At 63.6% G+C, this 18,890-nt stretch carries 15 protein-coding genes and 1 pseudogene; 8 read left to right on the top strand and 8 right to left on the bottom strand.

The window, feature by feature from the left end; translation table 11 throughout:
* Nucleotides 1-8: 8 nt before the first annotated feature.
* From GM676_RS21250 to GM676_RS21230, 5 genes are all read left to right on the top strand, one after another.
* Nucleotides 9-1,694 (top strand): sensor histidine kinase, encoded by a 1,686-nt coding sequence (locus GM676_RS21250; protein WP_371866322.1) that lies wholly within the window; start codon nt 9-11, stop codon nt 1,692-1,694.
* On the top strand, nt 1,694-3,106 hold the full coding sequence (locus GM676_RS21245) for a sigma-54-dependent transcriptional regulator (RefSeq protein WP_155465933.1): 1,413 nt from the start codon (nt 1,694-1,696) through the stop codon (nt 3,104-3,106). Before GM676_RS21250 ends, GM676_RS21245 begins: the two co-directional genes overlap by 1 nt.
* Entirely contained in the window at nt 3,103-3,720 is a 618-nt protein-coding gene (ampD, locus tag GM676_RS21240) for a 1,6-anhydro-N-acetylmuramyl-L-alanine amidase AmpD (protein WP_371866321.1), read from the top strand. The genes GM676_RS21245 and ampD overlap by 4 nt, the downstream gene beginning before the upstream one ends.
* A 172-nt stretch (nt 3,721-3,892) precedes the next feature.
* On the top strand, nt 3,893-6,811 hold the full coding sequence (locus tag GM676_RS21235; RefSeq protein ID WP_155465932.1) for a ribonucleoside-diphosphate reductase subunit alpha: 2,919 nt from the start codon (nt 3,893-3,895) through the stop codon (nt 6,809-6,811).
* Between the two features lie 64 nt (nt 6,812-6,875).
* Nucleotides 6,876-7,988, top strand: a complete 1,113-nt coding sequence (locus GM676_RS21230) for a ribonucleotide-diphosphate reductase subunit beta (RefSeq protein ID WP_155465931.1) — start codon at nt 6,876-6,878, stop codon at nt 7,986-7,988.
* Between the two features lie 45 nt (nt 7,989-8,033).
* Here GM676_RS21230 and GM676_RS21225 read toward each other — a convergent pair whose 3' ends face one another.
* The gene (locus GM676_RS21225; protein ID WP_155465930.1) at nt 8,034-9,260 is read right to left on the bottom strand and encodes a type II toxin-antitoxin system HipA family toxin; all 1,227 of its coding nucleotides are present in this window, start codon (nt 9,258-9,260) and stop codon (nt 8,034-8,036) included.
* Nucleotides 9,257-9,568 (bottom strand): helix-turn-helix domain-containing protein, encoded by a 312-nt coding sequence (locus GM676_RS21220; protein WP_155465929.1) that lies wholly within the window; start codon nt 9,566-9,568, stop codon nt 9,257-9,259. The genes GM676_RS21225 and GM676_RS21220 overlap by 4 nt, the downstream gene beginning before the upstream one ends.
* A gap of 132 nt (nt 9,569-9,700) precedes the next feature.
* On the opposite strand from GM676_RS21220, the gene GM676_RS21215 reads away from it, so the two are divergent.
* Nucleotides 9,701-10,726, top strand: coding sequence for a PDDEXK nuclease domain-containing protein (locus GM676_RS21215; protein ID WP_155465928.1), 1,026 nt, complete (start codon nt 9,701-9,703; stop codon nt 10,724-10,726).
* Here GM676_RS21215 and GM676_RS21210 read toward each other — a convergent pair.
* On the bottom strand, nt 10,721-12,193 hold the full coding sequence (locus tag GM676_RS21210; RefSeq protein WP_229262802.1) for an FAD-dependent oxidoreductase: 1,473 nt from the start codon (nt 12,191-12,193) through the stop codon (nt 10,721-10,723). The genes GM676_RS21215 and GM676_RS21210 overlap by 6 nt on opposite strands.
* A gap of 80 nt (nt 12,194-12,273) precedes the next feature.
* Between GM676_RS21210 and GM676_RS21205 the strand changes: the two genes are divergently transcribed.
* Nucleotides 12,274-12,744 carry a MarR family winged helix-turn-helix transcriptional regulator gene (locus GM676_RS21205; RefSeq protein ID WP_170304334.1) on the top strand — a complete coding sequence of 157 codons (471 nt, stop codon included), beginning with the start codon at nt 12,274-12,276 and terminating at the stop codon, nt 12,742-12,744.
* Between the two features lie 802 nt (nt 12,745-13,546).
* Here GM676_RS21205 and GM676_RS31600 read toward each other — a convergent pair.
* Nucleotides 13,547-14,419 carry a hypothetical protein gene (locus GM676_RS31600; protein WP_170304333.1) on the bottom strand — a complete coding sequence of 291 codons (873 nt, stop codon included), beginning with the start codon at nt 14,417-14,419 and terminating at the stop codon, nt 13,547-13,549.
* A gap of 327 nt (nt 14,420-14,746) precedes the next feature.
* Between GM676_RS31600 and GM676_RS21195 the strand changes: the two genes are divergently transcribed.
* Entirely contained in the window at nt 14,747-15,277 is a 531-nt protein-coding gene (locus tag GM676_RS21195; protein ID WP_343728659.1) for a YggT family protein, read from the top strand.
* Nucleotides 15,278-15,340: 63 nt separating this feature from the next.
* Here the strand turns inward: GM676_RS21195 and GM676_RS21190 are convergent, their stop codons facing one another.
* The 4 genes and pseudogenes from GM676_RS21190 to prmA form a co-directional block, all read right to left on the bottom strand.
* Entirely contained in the window at nt 15,341-16,279 is a 939-nt protein-coding gene (locus GM676_RS21190) for a carbohydrate kinase family protein (protein WP_155465925.1), read from the bottom strand.
* Between the two features lie 9 nt (nt 16,280-16,288).
* A complete protein-coding gene (locus GM676_RS21185) occupies nt 16,289-17,866 on the bottom strand; it encodes a DUF3426 domain-containing protein (RefSeq protein ID WP_443093173.1) in 1,578 nt (525 codons plus the stop codon).
* Between the two features lie 12 nt (nt 17,867-17,878).
* Nucleotides 17,879-17,947, bottom strand: a pseudogene (locus tag GM676_RS33070) (MJ0042-type zinc finger domain-containing protein); the annotation flags it as partial.
* A gap of 8 nt (nt 17,948-17,955) precedes the next feature.
* Entirely contained in the window at nt 17,956-18,888 is a 933-nt protein-coding gene (gene prmA, locus GM676_RS21180) for a 50S ribosomal protein L11 methyltransferase (protein WP_155465923.1), read from the bottom strand.
* Between the last annotated feature and the right edge of the window lie 2 nt (nt 18,889-18,890).

Raw genomic sequence — 18,890 nt, 5'->3', positions numbered from 1 at the left:
CGGCGACCGTGATCGCGCGCCTGCAAGCTTTGTCGGCTGAATCGCGCGCCACCTTCTGGCGTTCGCTGCAAACGCTGAACGGCACCCGCGTGGTGATCGCGCTGGTACTGCTGGTCTACCTGAGCATCGACAACCGCGGCTTGCGCGCCTCCGGCCAGTATCTCTACCTGCAAATCTGCCTGGTCTATCTGGGGCTGGCGATCGGTTTCGCGCTGTCGGCGGTGTACGTGCAGCGCCGTTTCGTGCTGCAACTGCTGTCGCAGATCGCCTGCGACCTGGCCATCATCTCCCTGCTCTATCTGGCCGGCGGCGGCATGCGCAGCGGGCTGGCGATTCTGTACCTGTTCCCGCTGGCCGGGCTGGCGATTCTGGCGCCGCTGCTGGTGTCGCTGTTCTGCGCCTCGCTGGTGACGCTGTTCCTGCTGGGCGACACCACCTGGCAAATCTTCCTCACCGAGAGCGACCGCGATGTGATGCAGGCCGGCTTGTACGGCGCCGCCTTCCTGGCCGCCGTGCTGGTGGTGAACCGCATGGCCGCCAAGTTGATCGGGCAGGAGGAACTGGCCATCCAGCGCGGCGTCGAGATCAGCGTGCAGCAGGCGGTCAACCGGCTGGTGATGGCGAATACCGGCGACGGTATTCTGGTGGTCGATCCGGAAGGGCAGGTCTACGCCGGCAATCCGGCGGCGCAGCAGATGCTGGGCCTGGTCGGACCGGAGATCCGCTTCAAGCTGTCGGCGGCGGCGGCGCTGGCGCCCTTGGCGCAGGCCTACCATGAATGGTGCGGGGACGCCGCGCGCGCGACCGCCTTCATCACCATCAAGCCCTTCAACGATGCCGCGCTGGAAGGCATGACCGCCGCCTGGAGCGCGCGCCGCGATCTGGCGGCGCACCTGAAAGTACGCTTTGCCGCCGCCGACACGCAGGGACCGGGCGCCCGGCGCAGCGTGATCTTCCTGCAGGACGTGACCGGGATCGAAAATCAGGCGCAGCAACTCAAGCTGGCGTCGATGGGCCGCCTGACCGCCAGCATCGCGCACGAGGTGCGCAATCCCTTGTCGGCAATCGGCCACGCCACCTCGCTGCTGGGCGAGGACCTGAGCGACCCGGTGCACCAGCGCCTGTTGAAAATCGTCGGCGACAACGTCACCCGCGTGAACCGCATGGTGGAGGACATCCTGCAACTGTCGCGCAAGGCGCAGTCGCACAGCGAGCCGCTGGCGCTGGACGGCTTCCTGGCCGAGCTGCGGGCGGAGTTCATCGAGACGCACAGCCTGGCGCCGGAGATCCTCGGGCTGGCGGTGGCGCCGGGCAGCGAGGTGCGCTTCGACGCGCTGCACCTGCGCGAAGTGGTGCTCAACCTGCTGAACAACGCCGTGCGCTACGCCAGCGGCGGTCCCGGTTCGATCCGGCTGGACGTGGTGCGCGACAAGGCGCAGCGGCTGGAACTGCACGTGCAGGACGATGGCCCCGGCATTTCACCCGAGGTGCGGGCGCACTTGTTCGAACCGTTTTACACCACCTCCAGCAAGGGCACCGGGCTGGGACTGTATCTGGCGCGGGAATTGTGTTTGAATAACGAAGCGCGGCTGGACTATGAATACCGTTTTGATAACACGGACAGCGCCAACGGCAGCCCTGCCTTGAGCGGGCGCTTTGTAATCACCTTCGCCCAGCAAGGAAAGGCGGCTTGATGAATCCTCGTTCCCCGCGTGTCCTCGTCGTCGACGACGAAGCCGACCTGCGCGAACTGCTGGAACTGACCCTGCTGAAAATGGGCCTGGACGTGGACAGCGCCGCCACGCTGGCCGAGGCGCGCACGCTGCTGGCGGACACGGAATACCAGCTGGTGCTGACCGACATGCGCCTGCCCGACGGCCTGGGGCTGGAACTGGTGCGCGAAGTCACCGCCGCCTGCAAGAACACGCCGGTGGCGGTGGTCACCGCCTTCGGCAGCGCCGACAACGCCGTGGTGGCGCTCAAGGCCGGCGCCTTCGACTACATCTCCAAGCCGGTGGCGCTGGACCAGTTGCGGGTGATGGTGCAATCGGCGCTGCGCCTGAACGCCGGACCGGCGGCGGTGCAGGCGCCCAGCGCGGCCCCGGTCACCAGCCGCTTGCGCGGCGAGTCGGCCGTGATCCAGGCGCTGCGCGCGCAGATCGCGCGGCTGGCGCGTTCGATGGCGCCGGTCTACATCCATGGCGAATCGGGCAGCGGCAAGGAACTGGCGGCGCGCGAGATCCACGCCCAAAGCTCGCGCGCCGGCAAGCCCTTCATCGCGGTCAACTGCGGCGCCATCCCGGAAGCCCTGATGGAAGCGGAATTTTTCGGTTACCGCAAGGGCGCCTTCACCGGCGCCGCCGACGACCGCGAAGGGTTCTTCCAGGCCGCCAACGGCGGCACCCTGATGCTGGACGAAGTGGCCGACCTGCCGCTGGCGATGCAGGTCAAGCTGCTGCGCGCCATCCAGGAGCGGCGCGTGCGCAAGCTCGGCGCCACCGCCGAGGAGCCGGTCGATGTGCGGATTGTCAGCGCCACCCACAAGAACCTGGCGCAATGCGTGGAGCAGGGCAGCTTCCGCCAGGACTTGTTCTACCGCCTGAACGTGATTGAACTGACGCTGCCGCCGCTGCGCGAACGGCTGGACGATCTGGAAGTGCTGACCGGCGCCATCCTCGAACGGCTGGGCACTTTCGAACACAAGGTGGTGCTCGGCCCCGGCGTGCTGGAGGCGCTGCGCGGCTACGCCTTCCCCGGCAACGTGCGCGAGCTGGAAAACATCCTTGAGCGTGCGCTGGCCTTTGCCAACGAGGGCGTGATCGAAGTCGGCGACCTGGCGCTGAAAGGGGCGCGCGTGGTGGAAGCTGCGCCGCCGCTGCCGGCGCCCACGCCGGCATGGAGCGCCACCGCCGTGCCGCCGCCGAATCCGGACACGCTGCCGTCCAGCCTGCCCGAGTACCTGATCCAGGTCGAGCGCGAGATCATCCTGCGGGCGCTGGCGCAGACCCAGTTCAACCGCACCCAGGCCGCGCAGCTGCTGGGCATCAGCTTCCGCCAGCTGCGCTACCAGATGCAAAAGCTGAACATCCAGGAGCCCGACTCGTGAGTTCTTTCGACGGCTGGCTGCCGCTGGCCGAGCGCTACGACAGCCCGTATTTCGATGCCCGTCCGGGCGCCGCGCCGGACGACATCACCCTGCTGGTGATCCACAACATCTCGCTGCCGCTCGGCCAATTCGGCACGCCGCACGTGTCCGACCTGTTCACCGGCCGGATCGATTATAATGCTGACCCCTCGTTCGCCGACCTGCGTGGCCTGAAGGTTTCCAGCCACTTTTTTATCCGCCGGGACGGCCGGGTCATTCAATACGTTTCCGCCAACGATCGCGCCTGGCATGCCGGCGTGTCGCGTTTTTGCGGGCGCGAGAAATGTAATGATTTTGCTATCGGCGTGGAGCTGGAGGGCAGCGATGTCGTGCCGTTTGAAGCGGCCCAATACGATGCCCTGGCGGCGCTGACCATCGCGCTGCGGCAGCACTATCCATTAACCGATGTGCAGGGGCACGAGCACATTGCGCCGGGCCGGAAAACCGACCCCGGGCCGCTGTTCGATTGGGAATGCTATCGGAAACTGCTTAATCAAAAGGCACTGGACGAGCCCGCGTTAGTGAGCGCTATCGCGGGATTGCGCGTGGTAAAAGGCGTTCCGCAAAGTCAATAGAAAAATTGCCGTAAACGACAAAATTTCCCCTTGCATGGGTGTTTTGCGGCTACTACAATCAGTGGATCGGGTCGGGTCCGGACACTAGATATAGTGGTTGCCGTGATATCGATTCTTATTAAACATATATGCGGCGCAGCAATGACTGCACGTTGTTATCCGGGGAGCTTAAATGCAATCTACTCAAGACATCACCATCAATCCAGCACTGGTACCAGCCGTTGCTGCGAGTACCGCCAGCAGCCCGGCAACGGCAGCGAGCGATCTCGGTGACTACCGCATCATCCGCCGTAACGGCGCGGTCGTCGCGTTTGAACCGTCGAAAATTGCAGTCGCCATGACCAAGGCCTTCCTGGCCGTCAACGGCGGCCAGGGTGCGGCTTCGGCCCGCATCCGCGAACTGGTGGAACAGCTGACCGCCAGCGTGGTGTCCGCGCTGGTGCGCCGCCAGCCATCGGGCGGCACCTTCCACATCGAAGACGTGCAAGACCAGGTGGAACTGGCGCTGATGCGCTCGGGCGAACACGATGTTGCCCGCGCCTACGTGCTGTACCGCGCCAAGCAAATGGAAGAGCGCCGCCTGGCCAAGGAGGCCGCCGGCGCCACCACCATCGCCGCGCCGCAAATCCACGTGCTGGAAAACGGCGAGCGCAAGCCGCTGGAACTGAGCCGCGTGACCAATCTGATCGGCGCCGCCTGCCAGGGCCTGGAAAAACACGTCGATGCCGACGCCATCGTCGCTGAAACCCTGAAAAACCTGTACGACGGCGTGCCGGTCGAAGAGCTGCACAAATCCGCCATCCTGGCTGCCCGCGCGCTGATGGAAAAGGACCCGGCTTACTCGCAGGTGACCGCCCGCATTCTGCTGCACACCATCCGCAAGGAAGTCTTCGGCAAGGAAGTCGCGCAAGCCGCCGCCGCCGCCGAATACGTGACCTACTTCCCGCAATACATCGCCAAGGGTATCGCCGCCGAGCTGCTGGACACCAAGCTGGGTGAGTTCGACCTGGCCCGCCTGGCCAAGGCCATCGTCGCCGACCGCGACCTGCAATTCGGCTACATCGGCCTGCAAACCCTGTACGACCGCTACTTCCTGCACGTGCGCGACGTCCGCATCGAAATGCCGCAGGCCTTCTACATGCGCGTTGCCATGGGCCTGGCCCTGAACGAAACCGACCGCGAAGCGCGCGCCATCGAGTTCTACAACCTGCTGTCGACCTTCGACTTCATGTCGTCGACCCCGACGCTGTTCAACTCGGGCACCCTGCGTTCGCAGCTGTCGTCGTGCTACCTGACCACCGTCTCGGACGACCTGGAAGGCATCTACGACGCGATTAAAGAAAACGCCCTGCTGGCCAAGTTCGCCGGCGGCCTGGGTAACGACTGGACCCCGGTGCGCGCGCTGGGCGCCCACATCAAGGGCACCAACGGCAAATCGCAAGGTGTGGTGCCGTTCCTGAAAGTGGTCAACGACACCGCTGTGGCGGTCAACCAGGGCGGCAAGCGCAAGGGCGCGGTGTGCGCCTACCTGGAAACCTGGCACATGGACATCGAGGAATTCCTCGACCTGCGCAAGAACACCGGCGATGATCGCCGCCGCACCCACGACATGAACACCGCCAACTGGATTCCGGACCTGTTCATGAAGCGCGTGATGGAAAAAGGCGAGTGGACCCTGTTCTCGCCATCCGACACCCCTGACCTGCACGACCTGGTCGGCAAGGCCTTCGAAAAAGCCTACCTGGGCTACGAAGCCAAGGCCGCCGCCGGCGAAATCCGCGTGTTCAAGAAAATCCAGGCGCTGGACCTGTGGCGCAAGATGCTGTCGATGCTGTTCGAAACCGGCCACCCATGGATCACCTTCAAGGACCCATGCAACATCCGTTCGCCGCAGTCGCACGTGGGCATGGTCCACAGCTCCAACCTGTGCACCGAGATCACCCTGAACACCGGTCCGGACGAAATCGCCGTCTGCAACCTGGGTTCGGTCAACCTGCCGGCCCACATGAAAGAGGGCAAGCTGGATCACGTCAAGCTGCAAAAAACCATCCGCACCGCGATGCGCATGCTGGACAACGTGATCGACATCAACTACTACGCGGTCGACAAGGCGCGCAACGCCAACATGCGCCACCGTCCGGTGGGCCTGGGCGTGATGGGCTTCCAGGACTGCCTGCACATGATGCGCGTGCCGTTCTCGTCGAACGAGTCGGTGCAGTTCGCCGACACCTCGATGGAAGCCGTCTGCTACTACGCCTACCTGGCCTCGACCGAGCTGGCCGAAGAACGCGGCCACTACGCCTCGTACAAAGGTTCGCTGTGGGATCGCGGCATCCTGCCGCAGGACTCGATCAAGCTGCTGGCCGAAGAGCGCGGCGGCTACCTGGAGCAGGACCTGTCGTCGGCCATGGACTGGACCCCGGTGCGCGAGCGCATCGCCAAGTTCGGCATGCGTAACTCGAACTGCGTGGCGATCGCTCCGACCGCGACCATTTCGAACATCATCGGCGTGTCGGCTTGCATCGAGCCGACCTTCCAGAACCTGTACGTGAAGTCCAACCTGTCGGGCGAGTTCACCGAGATCAACGCCTACCTGGTGCGTGACCTGAAGGCACGCGACCTGTGGGACGAGGTGATGATCGCCGACCTGAAATACTTCGACGGCTCGCTGGCCAAGATCGACCGCATCCCGCAAGACCTGCGTGACATTTATGCAACCGCATTCGAAGTGTCGCCAAGCTGGCTGGTGGAAGCCGCCTCGCGTCGCCAGAAGTGGATCGACCAGGCGCAGTCGCTGAACATCTACATGGCCGGCGCATCGGGCAAGAAGCTGGACGAGACCTACAAACTGGCATGGCTGCGTGGCCTGAAAACCACCTACTACCTGCGTACCATCGCCGCCACCCACATGGAGAAATCCACCACCAAGACCGGCGCCCTGAACGCCGTGCCGGTGGACGGCGGCCTGGCTGCGGCCAGCGCCGCACCGGCGCCAGCGCCGGTCGCTTCGGCAGCTGCGGTGGAAGAGGGCGCGGCCTGCTACCTGCGTCCGGGCGACGACGGTTTCGAGGAATGCGAAGCCTGCCAATAAGCTGGAAAGCGCCATCCCCGGGAGGGATGGCGCATAATCACCTATATATTAGAAGGAACTCATTATGTCGCTGTCCTGGGACGACGAGGCCGCATCGGCCAAACCAGTAGTCAATCAAGCCGCGCTGGCCGCCTCCGAGGGCAGCGCCGAGCAAGTCGCGCTGCGCGTGAACGCGGACGACAAGCGCATCATCAACGGCAAAACCGACGTTAACCAGCTGGTGCCGTTCAAATACAAATGGGCCTGGGACAAATACCTGGCCGGCTGCGCCAACCACTGGATGCCGCAGGAAGTGAACATGCAGCGCGACATCGAGCTGTGGAAGAACCCGAACGGCCTGACCGAAGACGAGCGCCGTCTGGTGAAACGCAACCTGGGCTTCTTCGTGACCGCCGACTCGCTGGCCGCCAACAACATCGTGCTGGGCACCTACCGCCACATCACCGCCCCGGAGTGCCGCCAGTACCTGCTGCGCCAGGCGTTCGAGGAGGCGATCCACACCCACGCCTACCAGTACATCGTCGAGTCGCTGGGCCTGGATGAGCAGGAAATCTTCAACGCCTACAACGAAGTCAAGTCGATCCGTGACAAGGACGAGTTCCTGATCCCGTTCATCAACACCCTGACCGACCCGTCGTTCACCACTGGCACCGTCGAGCAAGACCAGAAACTGCTCAAATCGCTGATCGTGTTCGCCTGCCTGATGGAAGGCCTGTTCTTCTACGTCGGCTTCACCCAGATCCTGGCGCTGGGCCGCCAGAACAAGATGATGGGCGCCGCCGAGCAGTACCAGTACATCCTGCGCGACGAATCGATGCACTGCAACTTCGGCATCGACCTGATCAACACCATCAAGATGGAAAACCCGCTGCTGTGGACCCCGGCCTTCAAGGAAGAGATCAAGCAGCTGTTCCTGAAAGCGGTGGAACTGGAGTACGCCTATGCCGAAGACACCATGCCACGCGGCGTGCTGGGCCTGAACGCCACCATGTTCAAAGGCTACCTGCGCTTCATCGCCAACCGCCGCGCCACCCAGATCGGCCTGGAAGCGCTGTTCGAGCAGGAAGAGAACCCGTTCCCATGGATGAGCGAGATGATCGACCTGAAGAAAGAGCGTAACTTCTTCGAGACCCGCGTCATCGAATACCAGACCGGCGGCGCGCTGAACTGGGACTAAACCCCGCCAGCCCCGACCTGAAAGCCCCGCATTGCGGGGCTTTTTTCATTTCAGCCGTTCTCGGTTGGCCAGGATTGTGCTGGCGATGGCCTTGACGCTGGCGGCCCGGATCGGTGCGTGGGCGGCCAGCCGGGTGAACAGGCCGGCTTGGGCGGCCATGGCGTCGATCATCTCCTCGGCGTGCCGGGCCGGTAGCGCGCTGTCGGCCGCCAGCCGGAGCAGGGTGGCACGCGTTGGCGCGATGCTTTCGCCCATGATGGGCATCTGGTGCTGTCCGCGCGGACCGTGGTTGAAACTCAGGTCATAGCAGGGCGCCAGTTGCCAGTCGCCATTGCGGGCCATGCGGTAGGCGAAATTGCGGGCGTGGTCGTCGCGGTTATTAAATAGTACGTTGAAGACGCAGCGCTGGAACGCCGCCTCGACCTGGCGCTGGTCGCGGGTGATCAGGCGGGTGGCGCGCAGGAAGGTGCTGTAGTCGACCAAGGGCAGGCGGTGGTCGGCGTGCAGCAGGCCGGCCAGCGTGTGGACCGGCGCCCGCAGACCGTTCTCGCGGTCGAAGCGGCGGATGGCGAAGGCGGCCAGGCGGCGGCCGAGGTCGAGGTGGCGGGTGTCCGGCATGTCCAGGCCGCAGGCGCGCGCCAGCTCGGCGTAGACGTGTTCGATGGCGCAGGCTTCCTTGTGCTCGTCCTGCGAAGGGAATTTGACCAGCCACGGCTGGCCCCAGTCCGGCCGGTCGAGCGTGCTGATCTCGCCGCTGTCCGGGTCCAGTTGCACCAGCACCTTGGGCCGCGAGCCGTGCGGCGAGCCACCCAGCAGGGCCAGTTGCCTGAGGATGGCGCTGTCTTTTCCCTGCGCGAGCGTTTGCGCCTCCTTGGCCAGGTCGAGCAGATGCAGGTCTTCCGCCGCTAACTGCCGCGGCTCGGGCGGGATATAGCTGAGCGCTCCCATGCCGCGTTCGCCGACGAAGGCCAGCCGGTCGAGTGGCGAGATGCTGTGTGGCGGCCGCCCCTGTTTGCGGAACAGCTTATCCATCAGAAGCATGCCCCAGCCATCCGGCAGCGAGTCGGCGAAGAGGCCGGGTAGTCCTTGCTGGTGTTGTGGAAAGCCGCCGTAGGCTTCGGCGCGCAGCGGCATGTGGCGCGGGGAGAGCTCCATGCCTCGCCGGATCGCTTCCGGCGAGTACTCGAACAGAATGGTCTGGCCATTGTCGGCCAGCGTGCCGAGCGGCCAATGTTCGCCCCAGCCGTTGAACAGTACGGTGAGGCGTTTCATCTGCTGGTCCGGCGCGGCGCGCGCTGGCGTTTGGCCTGCTCGGCCTTTTCCATCGCGGCGATGGAGGCTACCTTGAGGCGGAACAGCTCACCCAGGTCGTCCGCTAATCCGAGTGCGGCGACGATCTGGACGAATGATTCCAGCGAGGCCTGACCGCGCTTTTCCAGATTCTTAACCGTGCCGCTGGACAGGCCGGCGCGCTCGGCCAGCTCGACCTGGGTCCATCCTTGCATCAGCCGCCGCGCCCGCAAACGCAGGCCTAGCTCGCCGCAGATCTCTGGCGTAGTGGCCATCATAAAGTCAAACATATTGCCTCCTGATAAGAAGCTAACGGCTTAATATCTAATATCTTACGCCCAACTCGTTTGATCTGGATCAAGACGCTGTGCCGTGCAAGGCGAAGAGTTAACTCTGGCTTTAACCAATCAGGGAGAACTGCCATGAGCAAATCTGAATTGATGCCGACCGGTGATGTGGAGTCCTTGCACGCGGAGTTACGCAGCCTAATTGCGGCCAGCCGACAGCGATTGGCTGCCGCAGTCAATGCTGAACTGAGTCAGTTGTACTGGTCGATAGGGCGCCGCTTATCGACGGAAGTGCTGGAGGGAGAGCGTGCGGAATACGGTGCTCAACTCATGCGGCAATTAGGCGTGACGCTTTCAGCCGAATTTGGGCGAGGCTTTGAATATCGAAACTTGCGGCGAATGGTGCAATTTTCGCAAATTTTTTCCAATCAGGAAATTGGCGCGACACTGTCACGCCAATTGAGTTGGAGCCACTTTGTCGTACTCATTACGATAAAGGGGGTAGCGGCGCGTTCTTATTATGTTCAGCAAAGCATTGCTGAGCGTTGGAGTGTGCGGGAGCTGCGTCGGCAGATTGAGCGGAAAGCTTGCGAGCGTCACCAGATCGCCAGCGTTGAAATCTCCAATGAGCCGGAGGCATCGCCGGCCGCCGTATTTAAGGATCCGTATTTTCTGGATTTCCTTGGTCTGCGGGATGAGTATGATGAGGCGGATCTGGAGGCGGCCATTCTGATTCAGCTGAAGGCGTTCATTCTTGAGTTGGGAACCGGCTTCGCTTTCGTTGAGCGGAAGAAGAGGATGGTGATTGATGGCGAGGATTTCTATCTTGATCTGCTGTTCTTCCATCGGTGCTTGCGGCGGCTGGTGGCGATTGAGTTGAAGCTGGGGCGCTTCAAGGCGGCGCACAAGGGGCAGATGGAGCTCTACCTCAAGTGGCTGGACCGCTATGAGCGCCAGCCTGGCGAGGAGGCGCCTATCGGTTTAATCCTGTGCGCGGAGTCGAGCCACGAGCAGGTCGAGCTGCTGCAGGTGCAAAAGGACGGCATCACGGTGGCCGAGTACTGGACCGAGCTGCCGCCGAAGGTGGAACTGGAACGCCAGCTGCGCTCCGCGCTGGCCGAGGCGCGTGAGCGGCTGGAGCGTCGCCGTCTAATGTCATAGGCGGCTGATGTATGCGGTTAGCGCCGCGCTGCTTTCGTCGTGGGTGAGGACGGCGAGGTAGCCGTCGGGGCGGAGCAGGGCGATGTCGCCGGGGGCGAAGCCGTAAGCGGTGCGCAGATGGTCTTCCTGGTCGCGCAGTTCCGCGTGCTTGCCGATGTCGATGATGCGCAGGCTTCGGCGTGGGGCGATCGCCGGCGTAGCTCGCGCTTCATAGCGCAGCATAATCCAATCTCCCGATTTCAATAGCGAAAACAAACGGTGCGGCTGTCCGCCGGCACCGAGCAGCGGTGCGTCCGGCGCACGGTAGCCGGCGCGTAGTGGTGCATCGTCGCCGCGTTCGTCGATTGACAATGAGGACGCCGGATAGCCCAGGTCCAGTTGCTGCTGTTCGCGCCCGCGCCGCAGGTCCCCGCGTTCGCGGGCGGCGTCGAGCAGGCAGGTGGACATGCCCAGCATCCCGGCGGCGATCTCGCGCCGCTCCTCTTCATAGGTGTCGAGCAGAGCGTCATCGGCGCCGCGCAGGACTGCCGCCAGTTTCCAGCCGAGATTCCAGGCATCCTGCACGCTGGTGTTCAAACCTTGCCCGCCGGTTGGCGGATGCACGTGCGCCGCATCGCCGGCGAGGAACACGCGGCCCACTCGATAGCGCTCTGCTAGCCGCGCGCTCATGGCGTAATCGGAGCGCCAGTGCACCGCATGCACTTCGATGTCATCACGCCCGGTGCGCTCGGCGATGGCGGCGGCGAGGCCGGCATCCGACAGATCAAACTCGCCTTCCAGCGGAATCGGCATCTGCAATTGGAACAGCGTCGTCCCCTGCAAAGGACAGAGGCTAATCTGGCCGGCGCCTTTGCCCCAGCGATGCCATACCTCGCGCGTCAAACCGCTGAGCGTGAGATCGGCCACCACCGCGCGGGCGTTGAGCGACTCGCCGGGAAAATCGACGCCCAGGGTTTTGCGCACCGTGCTGCGGCCGCCGTCGGCGCCGACCAGATAGCGGGCCCGCACTTCGATCTCACCCGCCGCCGTCGCCACGCATGCGCGCACGCTGTTGGCGTCCTGCTCAAATCCCAGCAGCGCATGGCCATAGCGCGGCGCATGGCCCAGCTCCGCCAGTCGTGCGCGCAGGATGCCTTCGGTCAGGTGCTGCGGCAGCATCAAGGGTTCGCCATAGGGCTCTGCCGGCGTGGCGGCGCTGGCTTGCACCGAGACTTCATCGTGGTAGCCGCCGTCGGCCGCATAGTGGCGCTGCGATGGATAGCGTCCGCCGGCGGCGATCATGCGGTCGGCCACGTCCAGCGCTTCGAAGATTTCCAGAGTGCGCGGCTGGATGCCTTTGCCGCGCGAACCGCCGAACGGTTCACTCGCGTGATCGATCAGCAGAAAGTTCACATTGCGGCGCGCGAGGTTGATCGCCAGTGTCAGCCCGGCCGCGCCGGCGCCGCAGATCAGAATATCGGTGTGCATGCTGCTCTCCATTTGTGTGTATTTTGCACATATTATTCCGGTCTCAAAATCGTGCCAATAACTATGTGTATAATGCACATATGAATAAAGATATCCGCGATTTGCATGATGCGCTGCTCGACATCATCGGCTTCATGAGCCGTCCCGAGCCTGACGTTGAACTGATGTCCGCCATGGCCATGCCGCTGGAGCGCGCGCTGCTTCCGCTGCTGGTGCGCATCGACCGGCGCGGTCCGATCGGCGTGGTGGAGCTGGCCGATCTGGTCGGGCGCGACTACACCACCGTCAGCCGGCAGGTGGCGCGTCTCGATGAACTGGGGCTGGTAGTGCGCCGCGCCGGCACGCGCGACAAGCGTGTGCGCGAAGCGGAAGTGACGGAGTTGGGACGCGAGATGGCGGACGCCATCGACCGCATGCGCGAGGAACTGGTCGGCGAGTTGATGGCCGATTGGACCAACGCCGAGCGCCGCGACCTTGCCCGCCTGCTCAAGCGCATGGCCGCTGACATGAACGAGTGGGTGGTGCGGCGCAAGCTGGAAGATGCCGAGTAAGGCCGCCCGCCATTTCAAACGCCGCCTGTCGCCGCATGCCTTAACGTCGATTTACACCACCGTCCTCGCGCTCCGGAACGCGGAGCCGACGCCGCGTACCGCTGCATTCCGCTTGCTATTCGTCTTACTCTGTCTCATAATCGCGACGAATTAAAAACAGCGAGTGGTGGTGGCGCGCGGTTGAAGCGCGAGCGCTCTCGGATTCGGAAGCGGGACACGCGATGACCAAGCCGATTTTGGCGGCATCGAAGAAACCCAGGCAGCATAAGGCTTACTTTGAAGTGCGAATTTTCCGGCGCGATGCGCGAGGCACTTCCCGAACCCGATTGAGCGCGCGTGAAGCACGCGCGGCGACGCACGCGGACAGTTTGAATCGCGATGCGTGCGTTAGTTAGCGCGCGTTGAACGTAAAAAAAGCACGCGAATATCTATCGTGCTGGTTGCGCACCGACAAGGTTTTCGTGTACTTTACGAACTTGAAAATGCGTGTTTTAAAAAGTGCGAAAAATTTCGAAGTTCGCACCGCGCAGTGATGACCGAGATACGGGATACAGATTCACACAATATGCACAAGACCACGTCGTTTTTGTTCAACCGTCTTGCCTGATCCGATTCAGGCCGGGCGGTTTTTTGTTTGAAAACGAAAACCGCGACGTGGCTGCGACGCAGGTCCCTGGAGCTGAGGACACGCCCGGACCACCGCAAAACGTCGCGACAAGATTTGTATCCGCACGCTGCTCCAGCTATGGAGAGCGGGTGGATCGATGGCTGAAGCGCTGCACTTGTGAGGAGATGCAGCAGTTCAGCTAGTGCCGAATTCATTAGCGCAAACCGCTTTAGTTTGCGCCGATGAATAATTCGCCTGGCCCAATCCCGGGTTGGACGGGTTTAAATCTTGTAAACGAATTTTTCCCATCCCCGATGAAGGAGAACTAAACATGGCAACCGCCGCAAAGAAACCAGCAGCCAAAAAAGCTGCCGCTCCAGCAAAGAAACCAGCCGCCGCCAAAGCCGCTGCTCCAGCAAAAAAACCAGCAGCCGCTAAAGCTGCCGCCAAACCAGCTGCCAAGAAAGCTGCCGCTAAACCAGCAGCCAAGCCAGCAGTGAAAAAAGCCGCCGCCAAGCCAGCAGCAAAACCAGCTGTGAAGAAAGCAGCAGCTAAACCAGCCGCGAAGAAGACCGTCGCTAAAGCAGCAGCCAAGCCAGCAGTGAAAAAAGCCGCAGCTAAACCAGCAGCGAAGAAGACCACCGCTAAAGCAGCGGCTAAGCCAGTCGCTAAAAAAGCAGCAGCCAAGCCGGTAGCGAAGAAAGCCGCCGCTAAGCCAGCAGCAAAAAAAGCCGCTCCAAAAGCAGCCGCCAAGCCAGCAGCGAAAAAAGTAGCCGCTAAACCAGCAGCGAAAAAAGCCGCTCCTAAAGCAGCCGCCAAACCAGCTGCCAAGAAAGCCGCCGCCAAGCCAGCAGCCAAAAAAGCTGCTCCTAAAGCCGCCGCCAAGCCAGCTGCTAAAAAAGCAGCCGCCAAAAAACCAGCAGCGAAAACGGCAGCCAAACCGGCTGCAAAGGTAGCGGCTAAGCCAGCAGCAAAAAAGCCGGTTAAAGCAGCTGCGCCTAAAGCAGCTGCTAAACCAGCCGCCGCGAAAAAGCCAGCAGCAAAAAAAGCCGCTAAGCCAGCCGCCAAGCCAGCGGCCGCTCCAGCAGCACCGGTAGCCGCAGCCGCTCCAGCAGCCGCTCCAGCCGCCAAGCCAGCAGCTAAAAAAGCCGCTCCTAAAAAAGCAGCTCCGAAGAAGGAAGCCGCTAAGCCAGCCGCTCCAGCCGCCGCCGCTCCAGCAGCGCCAGCCGCTCCAGCCGCCGCGCCAGCAGCGAAAACCGTACTGGCTCCGGCTGCCGCTTGGCCGTTCCCAACCAGCACCCGTCCTTCCTGAGCCTTAAACGCTTAGAAGCCTGCTGAGGCAATGGCCGCTGTGTGAGACAATCACACAGCGGCTTTTTTATTTGGAGGGGATTCGTGCTCAGTATTCTTAAGTTGATTGTCGACGCCATCGCTGTCTTGTTGGGCAGCGCCTTGCTGCTGCGTTTCTGGATGCAGGCGATCCGCGTGCGGCCGCCGTCGTCGGTGGCGCAGTTCACTTTCCAATTGTCGGACTGGCTGGTGCGTCCCCTGCGCCGCATCGTGCCGGGCGTGGGCGGCTATGACTGGGCGAGCCTGATCGGCGCTTTCCTGATCGTGCTGGCGGCCACTTCGATCCTGTTCTTTGCCGGCTGGCCTTGGCCGGCGGTGGCGCTGATGGCGTTCCAGCGCTTCCTGGAGTGGATTCTGTATGGCTTCATGGCCTTGCTGGTGATCGAGGCGATCTTCAGCTGGGTGAATCCGCATGCGCCGCTGGCACCGTTCGTGCGGGCGCTGAACGAGCCGCTGCTGCGGCCGATCCGCCGGGTGGTGCCGCTGGTGGGGAATCTGGACCTGTCGCTGCTGGTGGCGCTGATCCTGCTGCAAATCGCGCAGCTCTTGCTAGGGATGGCTTTCGCCGGCCGTTAATTAAAAAAGCCCGGTGGCGGTGCGGCGATCTTGAGCGCCGCGGCACACAGGGCTTTTTTTGTCTTAGAAGCGGTAGCCGAAGGCGGCTTCGAACTTGTCCGCTATCTCCGCAGCGGTGAAGTGGTGGTTCTGCGCCCCTTTGTGGGCGATCTTGATCGCACCCAGCAGGCTGGCCAGGCGGCCGGTGGTTTCCCATTTCCAGTCATTGGTGATGCCGAACAGCAGGCCGGCGCGGTAGGCGTCGCCGCAACCGGTTGGGTCCAGCGCCGCCGCCACCGGCACGGCCGGGATGTCGATGCGCTGGCCCTTGGTGTAAATCTCCGAACCCTGTTCGCCACGGGTGACGATCAGCGCTTCCACGCGGCCGGCTATCTGTTCCAGCGACAAACCGGTACGCTCGATCAGCAGCTCGATTTCGTAGTCATTGGTGGTGACATAAGTGGCTTTGTCGATGAACTCAATCAGTTCCTCGCCATTGAACATCGGCAGCTGCTGGCCCGGGTCGAAGATGAACGGGATCTTCAGGCCGGCCAGGTCGGCGGCGTGCTTCTTCATGCCCAAATGGCCGTCCGGCGAGATGATGGCGATGCGCGCCGGACCGGCCTTGGCGATCTCGTTCTCGTGCGCGTACGACATGGCGCCCGGATGGAAGGCGTTGATCTGGTTGTTGTCCTGGTCAGCGGTGACGAAGCACTGGGCGTTGTAGGCGTCTTCCTTGATCAGGATGTTGTCGGTGGCCAGGCCCAGTTTGCGGAAGCGCGCCATGTAGGCGGCGTTATCCTGGCCCATCACGCCGACGATGCGCGGCGAGCCGCCCAGCAGCATCAGGTTGTAGGCGATGTTGGGCGCGCAGCCGCCAAACTCGGTGCGCATGGTCGGCGCCAGGAAGGACACGTTCACCTTGTGCAGCTGGTCCGGCAGCAGGATGCTGTCGAAACGGTTGGGGAATTGCAGGATGGTGTCGATGGCGATCGAACCGCAAATCAGGGAAGTCTGGGTCATGATAGTTCTTTATGGGTAGAAGACTGCGATGTGATAGCCGGATGCTTTCAGATCGTGAAGTTCGAAGTACAGTTTAACGGCTTGTTCGGTGTGCGGGGCAAATCCTTTGTCCATCGCCACGTCGGTTGGCAGGTAGTCGCGCGGGGTGAACACGCGGCGCAGGATGCGCTTGTCCTTGTCGTCGTCCAGCACCAGCTCGATCGACGGCCAGGCTTGCGCGGTGGTGCTCTGGTTGCGCAGCAGGGTGGTGAAGGAGAAGGTGGTATCGCTCAGGGTTTGCAGTTCGCCCTGTTCGATGGTGAGGTCGTCGATCTGCGTTGGCAGTTCGATTTTGCAGCCCAGGGTCTGGCAGGCGGCGGCGAGGGCGGGCTTTAGCGCCGGCACGGTGGCGGCGATGCTGTTGCGGAAGGTGGTCACGGCTTGCGCCAGCAGGGCGGCCACCAGCAGCACCGAGCCAAGGCTCATGACGACGGTGGCGGCTTTGCCGAATTTCTGGCGCTGGCGGTCGCGCCTGACGAAGCCCGGTTCCTCGGGCGCGGCTTGTTCTTCGTTGGCCGGCGCCAGGTCGTCCATGCCGTGCGCGTGCAGGTAGGCGTGGGCGCGCGCGGCTTGCGCCTCGGCCAGGCCGCTGCTCGATAGCTGGACCAGCGCTTCTTCGTCGACTTCATCGAGTTCGTCGTCGCGCAGTGGGCGCGATGGCGGCGGTGGGGCGTCGGCGGCCGCGGTGGCGGCGGAGCGGTCGGCGGGGAGGTCGTCGTCTTCGCCGCTGGCGGATGGTTCGGCGAGGAAGGCGGCGAGGTCGGCGTCGATGGCGGCGACGGGATTGGCGGTGAGGTCGGCGGCAGCGGCAGCGTCGGGCGCAGCGGCGGAGCTGGCGGTGGCTGCGATGGATGGCGGGGCGTCTTCCGCCTCGGCCGCGGCGACGGCATCGGCTGCGGCGGCCAGTGCGCTGTTCAGGCCCGGGCCGGCGCCAGCTTGCGGTTCGTCGTCCAACGGGCTGTCGTCCCAGGTGGGTTCGATGCGGCCGCCGTTCATATCGGCGTAGGCGTCTTCGCCGCCCGGCAGGCCGTCGGCGTCGTGCTGGACGTCGGCCAGGGTGAGCTCCATGGCCGAGAGTTCGGCTTCCAGCGCGGCTTCCAGCTCGTCCTCGCTCAGTTCCTCGGTGCTCAGGATTTGTTCCAGCGGCGCGGCATTCACGTCCGGCTCGCTGTTGGCTTCCAGATCGGGCTCGGATTCGATGTCCAGATCGAGGTCGAACAGGGCGTCGGTGTTGGCCGGCAGGATGGCCGGTTCGGCCGGCAGCGGGATCGGCGCGGGCGGGGCGGCGGCGATCGGTTCGTCGTCCATGTCGATGTCCAGCGCGGCATCTTCGCCGGCGGCGAGCGGCGGTGCATCGGCTGCGCCTACGCCGTCGGCGAGGTCGAGTTGCAGCGTGGGTGGCGCCTCTTCGGCGCCCAGCACTTCGGCGGCGCGCGTGTCGAGCGCGGCCAGTTTTTGATCGAGGGGAAGGCTGGCGGGGAGCGCGGCGGGCGGCTCCAGCAGGGCCGCGTTGCCGTCGAAGACTTCGTTGCAGGAGCCACAGCGCACTATGCCCCCACGTAATTTCAGCTGGTCATGCGCGACCCGAAATACCGTGTTGCAGTGGGGGCATTTGGTGGCGAGCGCCATCGATGCGATTAGCGTGCAGGCGGAACAGTGTCGCTGCCCAGGCGGCCGTGCAGCGCCACCCAACCGTCTTGCTCAGCCCATACGCCCAGCTTGATGAACGGCGCGTAAGCCGCGGCCACTTCCTCGGCCTGACGCGCCAGCACGCCCGACAGGATCAGCGCACCGCCCTCGGCCACGCGGCCCGACAGCATTGGCGCCATCAGTTTCAGCGGGCTGGACAGAATGTTGGCCACCACGATATCGAAGCGCTGCGCGGCATGCCTGGACTCGGCAAAGGTATCCGGCAGGAAGTACGCAATCTCGCAGTTGTTGCGGGTAGCGTTGTCGGCCGCCGACTCGATGGCCTGCGGGTCGATATCCACGCCCACCACTTCACCGGCGCCGACCTTCTTGGCCACCATGGCCAGGATGCCCGAACCGCAGCCGTAATCCAGCACGGTCTTGCCCGGCGCCGGATGGGCCTCCAGCCACTCCATGCACAGACGGGTGGTCGGATGGCTGCCAGTGCCGAACGCCAGGCCCGGGTCCAGCTCCAGAATCAGCGCGTCCGGATTCGGTGCCTCGTGCCAAGACGGCACCACCCAGATGTTCTTGCCGATCTGGATGGGCGCGAATTGCGACTGGGTCAGACGCACCCAGTCCTGCTCCTCCACCTTGCGGGTGGTGAACTTCGGCAGGGTGGTCAGGCCGATCTGGCCGGCCGCAGCCGCCACGATCACGGCCTGATCGTCATCTTCATCGGTCAGGGCCACCACGCGGCTGTGATCCCAGGCCGCTTCGGCCGGCTCCATGCCTGGCTCGCCGAACAGCGGTTTTTCCGCGTCCGTGCCTTCATCCGCGTCTTCCACGGACACCGACAGGGCGCCCACATCCATCAGCGCCTCGGAGAGGGCCTCGGCGTGGTCGCGCGCGATTTCGATGACGATTTCAGTCCAGCTCATGT

The sequence above is a fragment of the Duganella radicis genome, from assembly GCF_009720825.1.
In the GTDB taxonomy this organism is placed as follows: domain Bacteria; phylum Pseudomonadota; class Gammaproteobacteria; order Burkholderiales; family Burkholderiaceae_D; genus Rugamonas; species Rugamonas radicis.
The sequence above is the reverse complement of the archived record's forward strand: the minus strand, read 5'-3'. Positions and strand labels throughout refer to the sequence as shown.

Excerpts from the sequence above, each read along its gene's own strand:
- GM676_RS21245 (WP_155465933.1), top strand. The coding sequence starts at position 1,694 with ATGAATCCTCGTTCCCCGCGTGTCCTCGTCGTCGACGACGAAGCCGAC.
- GM676_RS21235 (WP_155465932.1), top strand. The coding sequence starts at position 3,893 with ATGCAATCTACTCAAGACATCACCATCAATCCAGCACTGGTACCAGCC.
- GM676_RS21230 (WP_155465931.1), top strand. The coding sequence starts at position 6,876 with ATGTCGCTGTCCTGGGACGACGAGGCCGCATCGGCCAAACCAGTAGTC.
- GM676_RS21225 (WP_155465930.1), bottom strand. The coding sequence starts at position 9,260 with ATGAAACGCCTCACCGTACTGTTCAACGGCTGGGGCGAACATTGGCCG.
- GM676_RS21220 (WP_155465929.1), bottom strand. The coding sequence starts at position 9,568 with ATGTTTGACTTTATGATGGCCACTACGCCAGAGATCTGCGGCGAGCTA.
- GM676_RS21215 (WP_155465928.1), top strand. The coding sequence starts at position 9,701 with ATGAGCAAATCTGAATTGATGCCGACCGGTGATGTGGAGTCCTTGCAC.
- GM676_RS21210 (WP_229262802.1), bottom strand. The coding sequence starts at position 12,193 with ATGCACACCGATATTCTGATCTGCGGCGCCGGCGCGGCCGGGCTGACA.
- GM676_RS21205 (WP_170304334.1), top strand. The coding sequence starts at position 12,274 with ATGAATAAAGATATCCGCGATTTGCATGATGCGCTGCTCGACATCATC.
- GM676_RS21190 (WP_155465925.1), bottom strand. The coding sequence starts at position 16,279 with ATGACCCAGACTTCCCTGATTTGCGGTTCGATCGCCATCGACACCATC.
- prmA (WP_155465923.1), bottom strand. The coding sequence starts at position 18,888 with ATGAGCTGGACTGAAATCGTCATCGAAATCGCGCGCGACCACGCCGAG.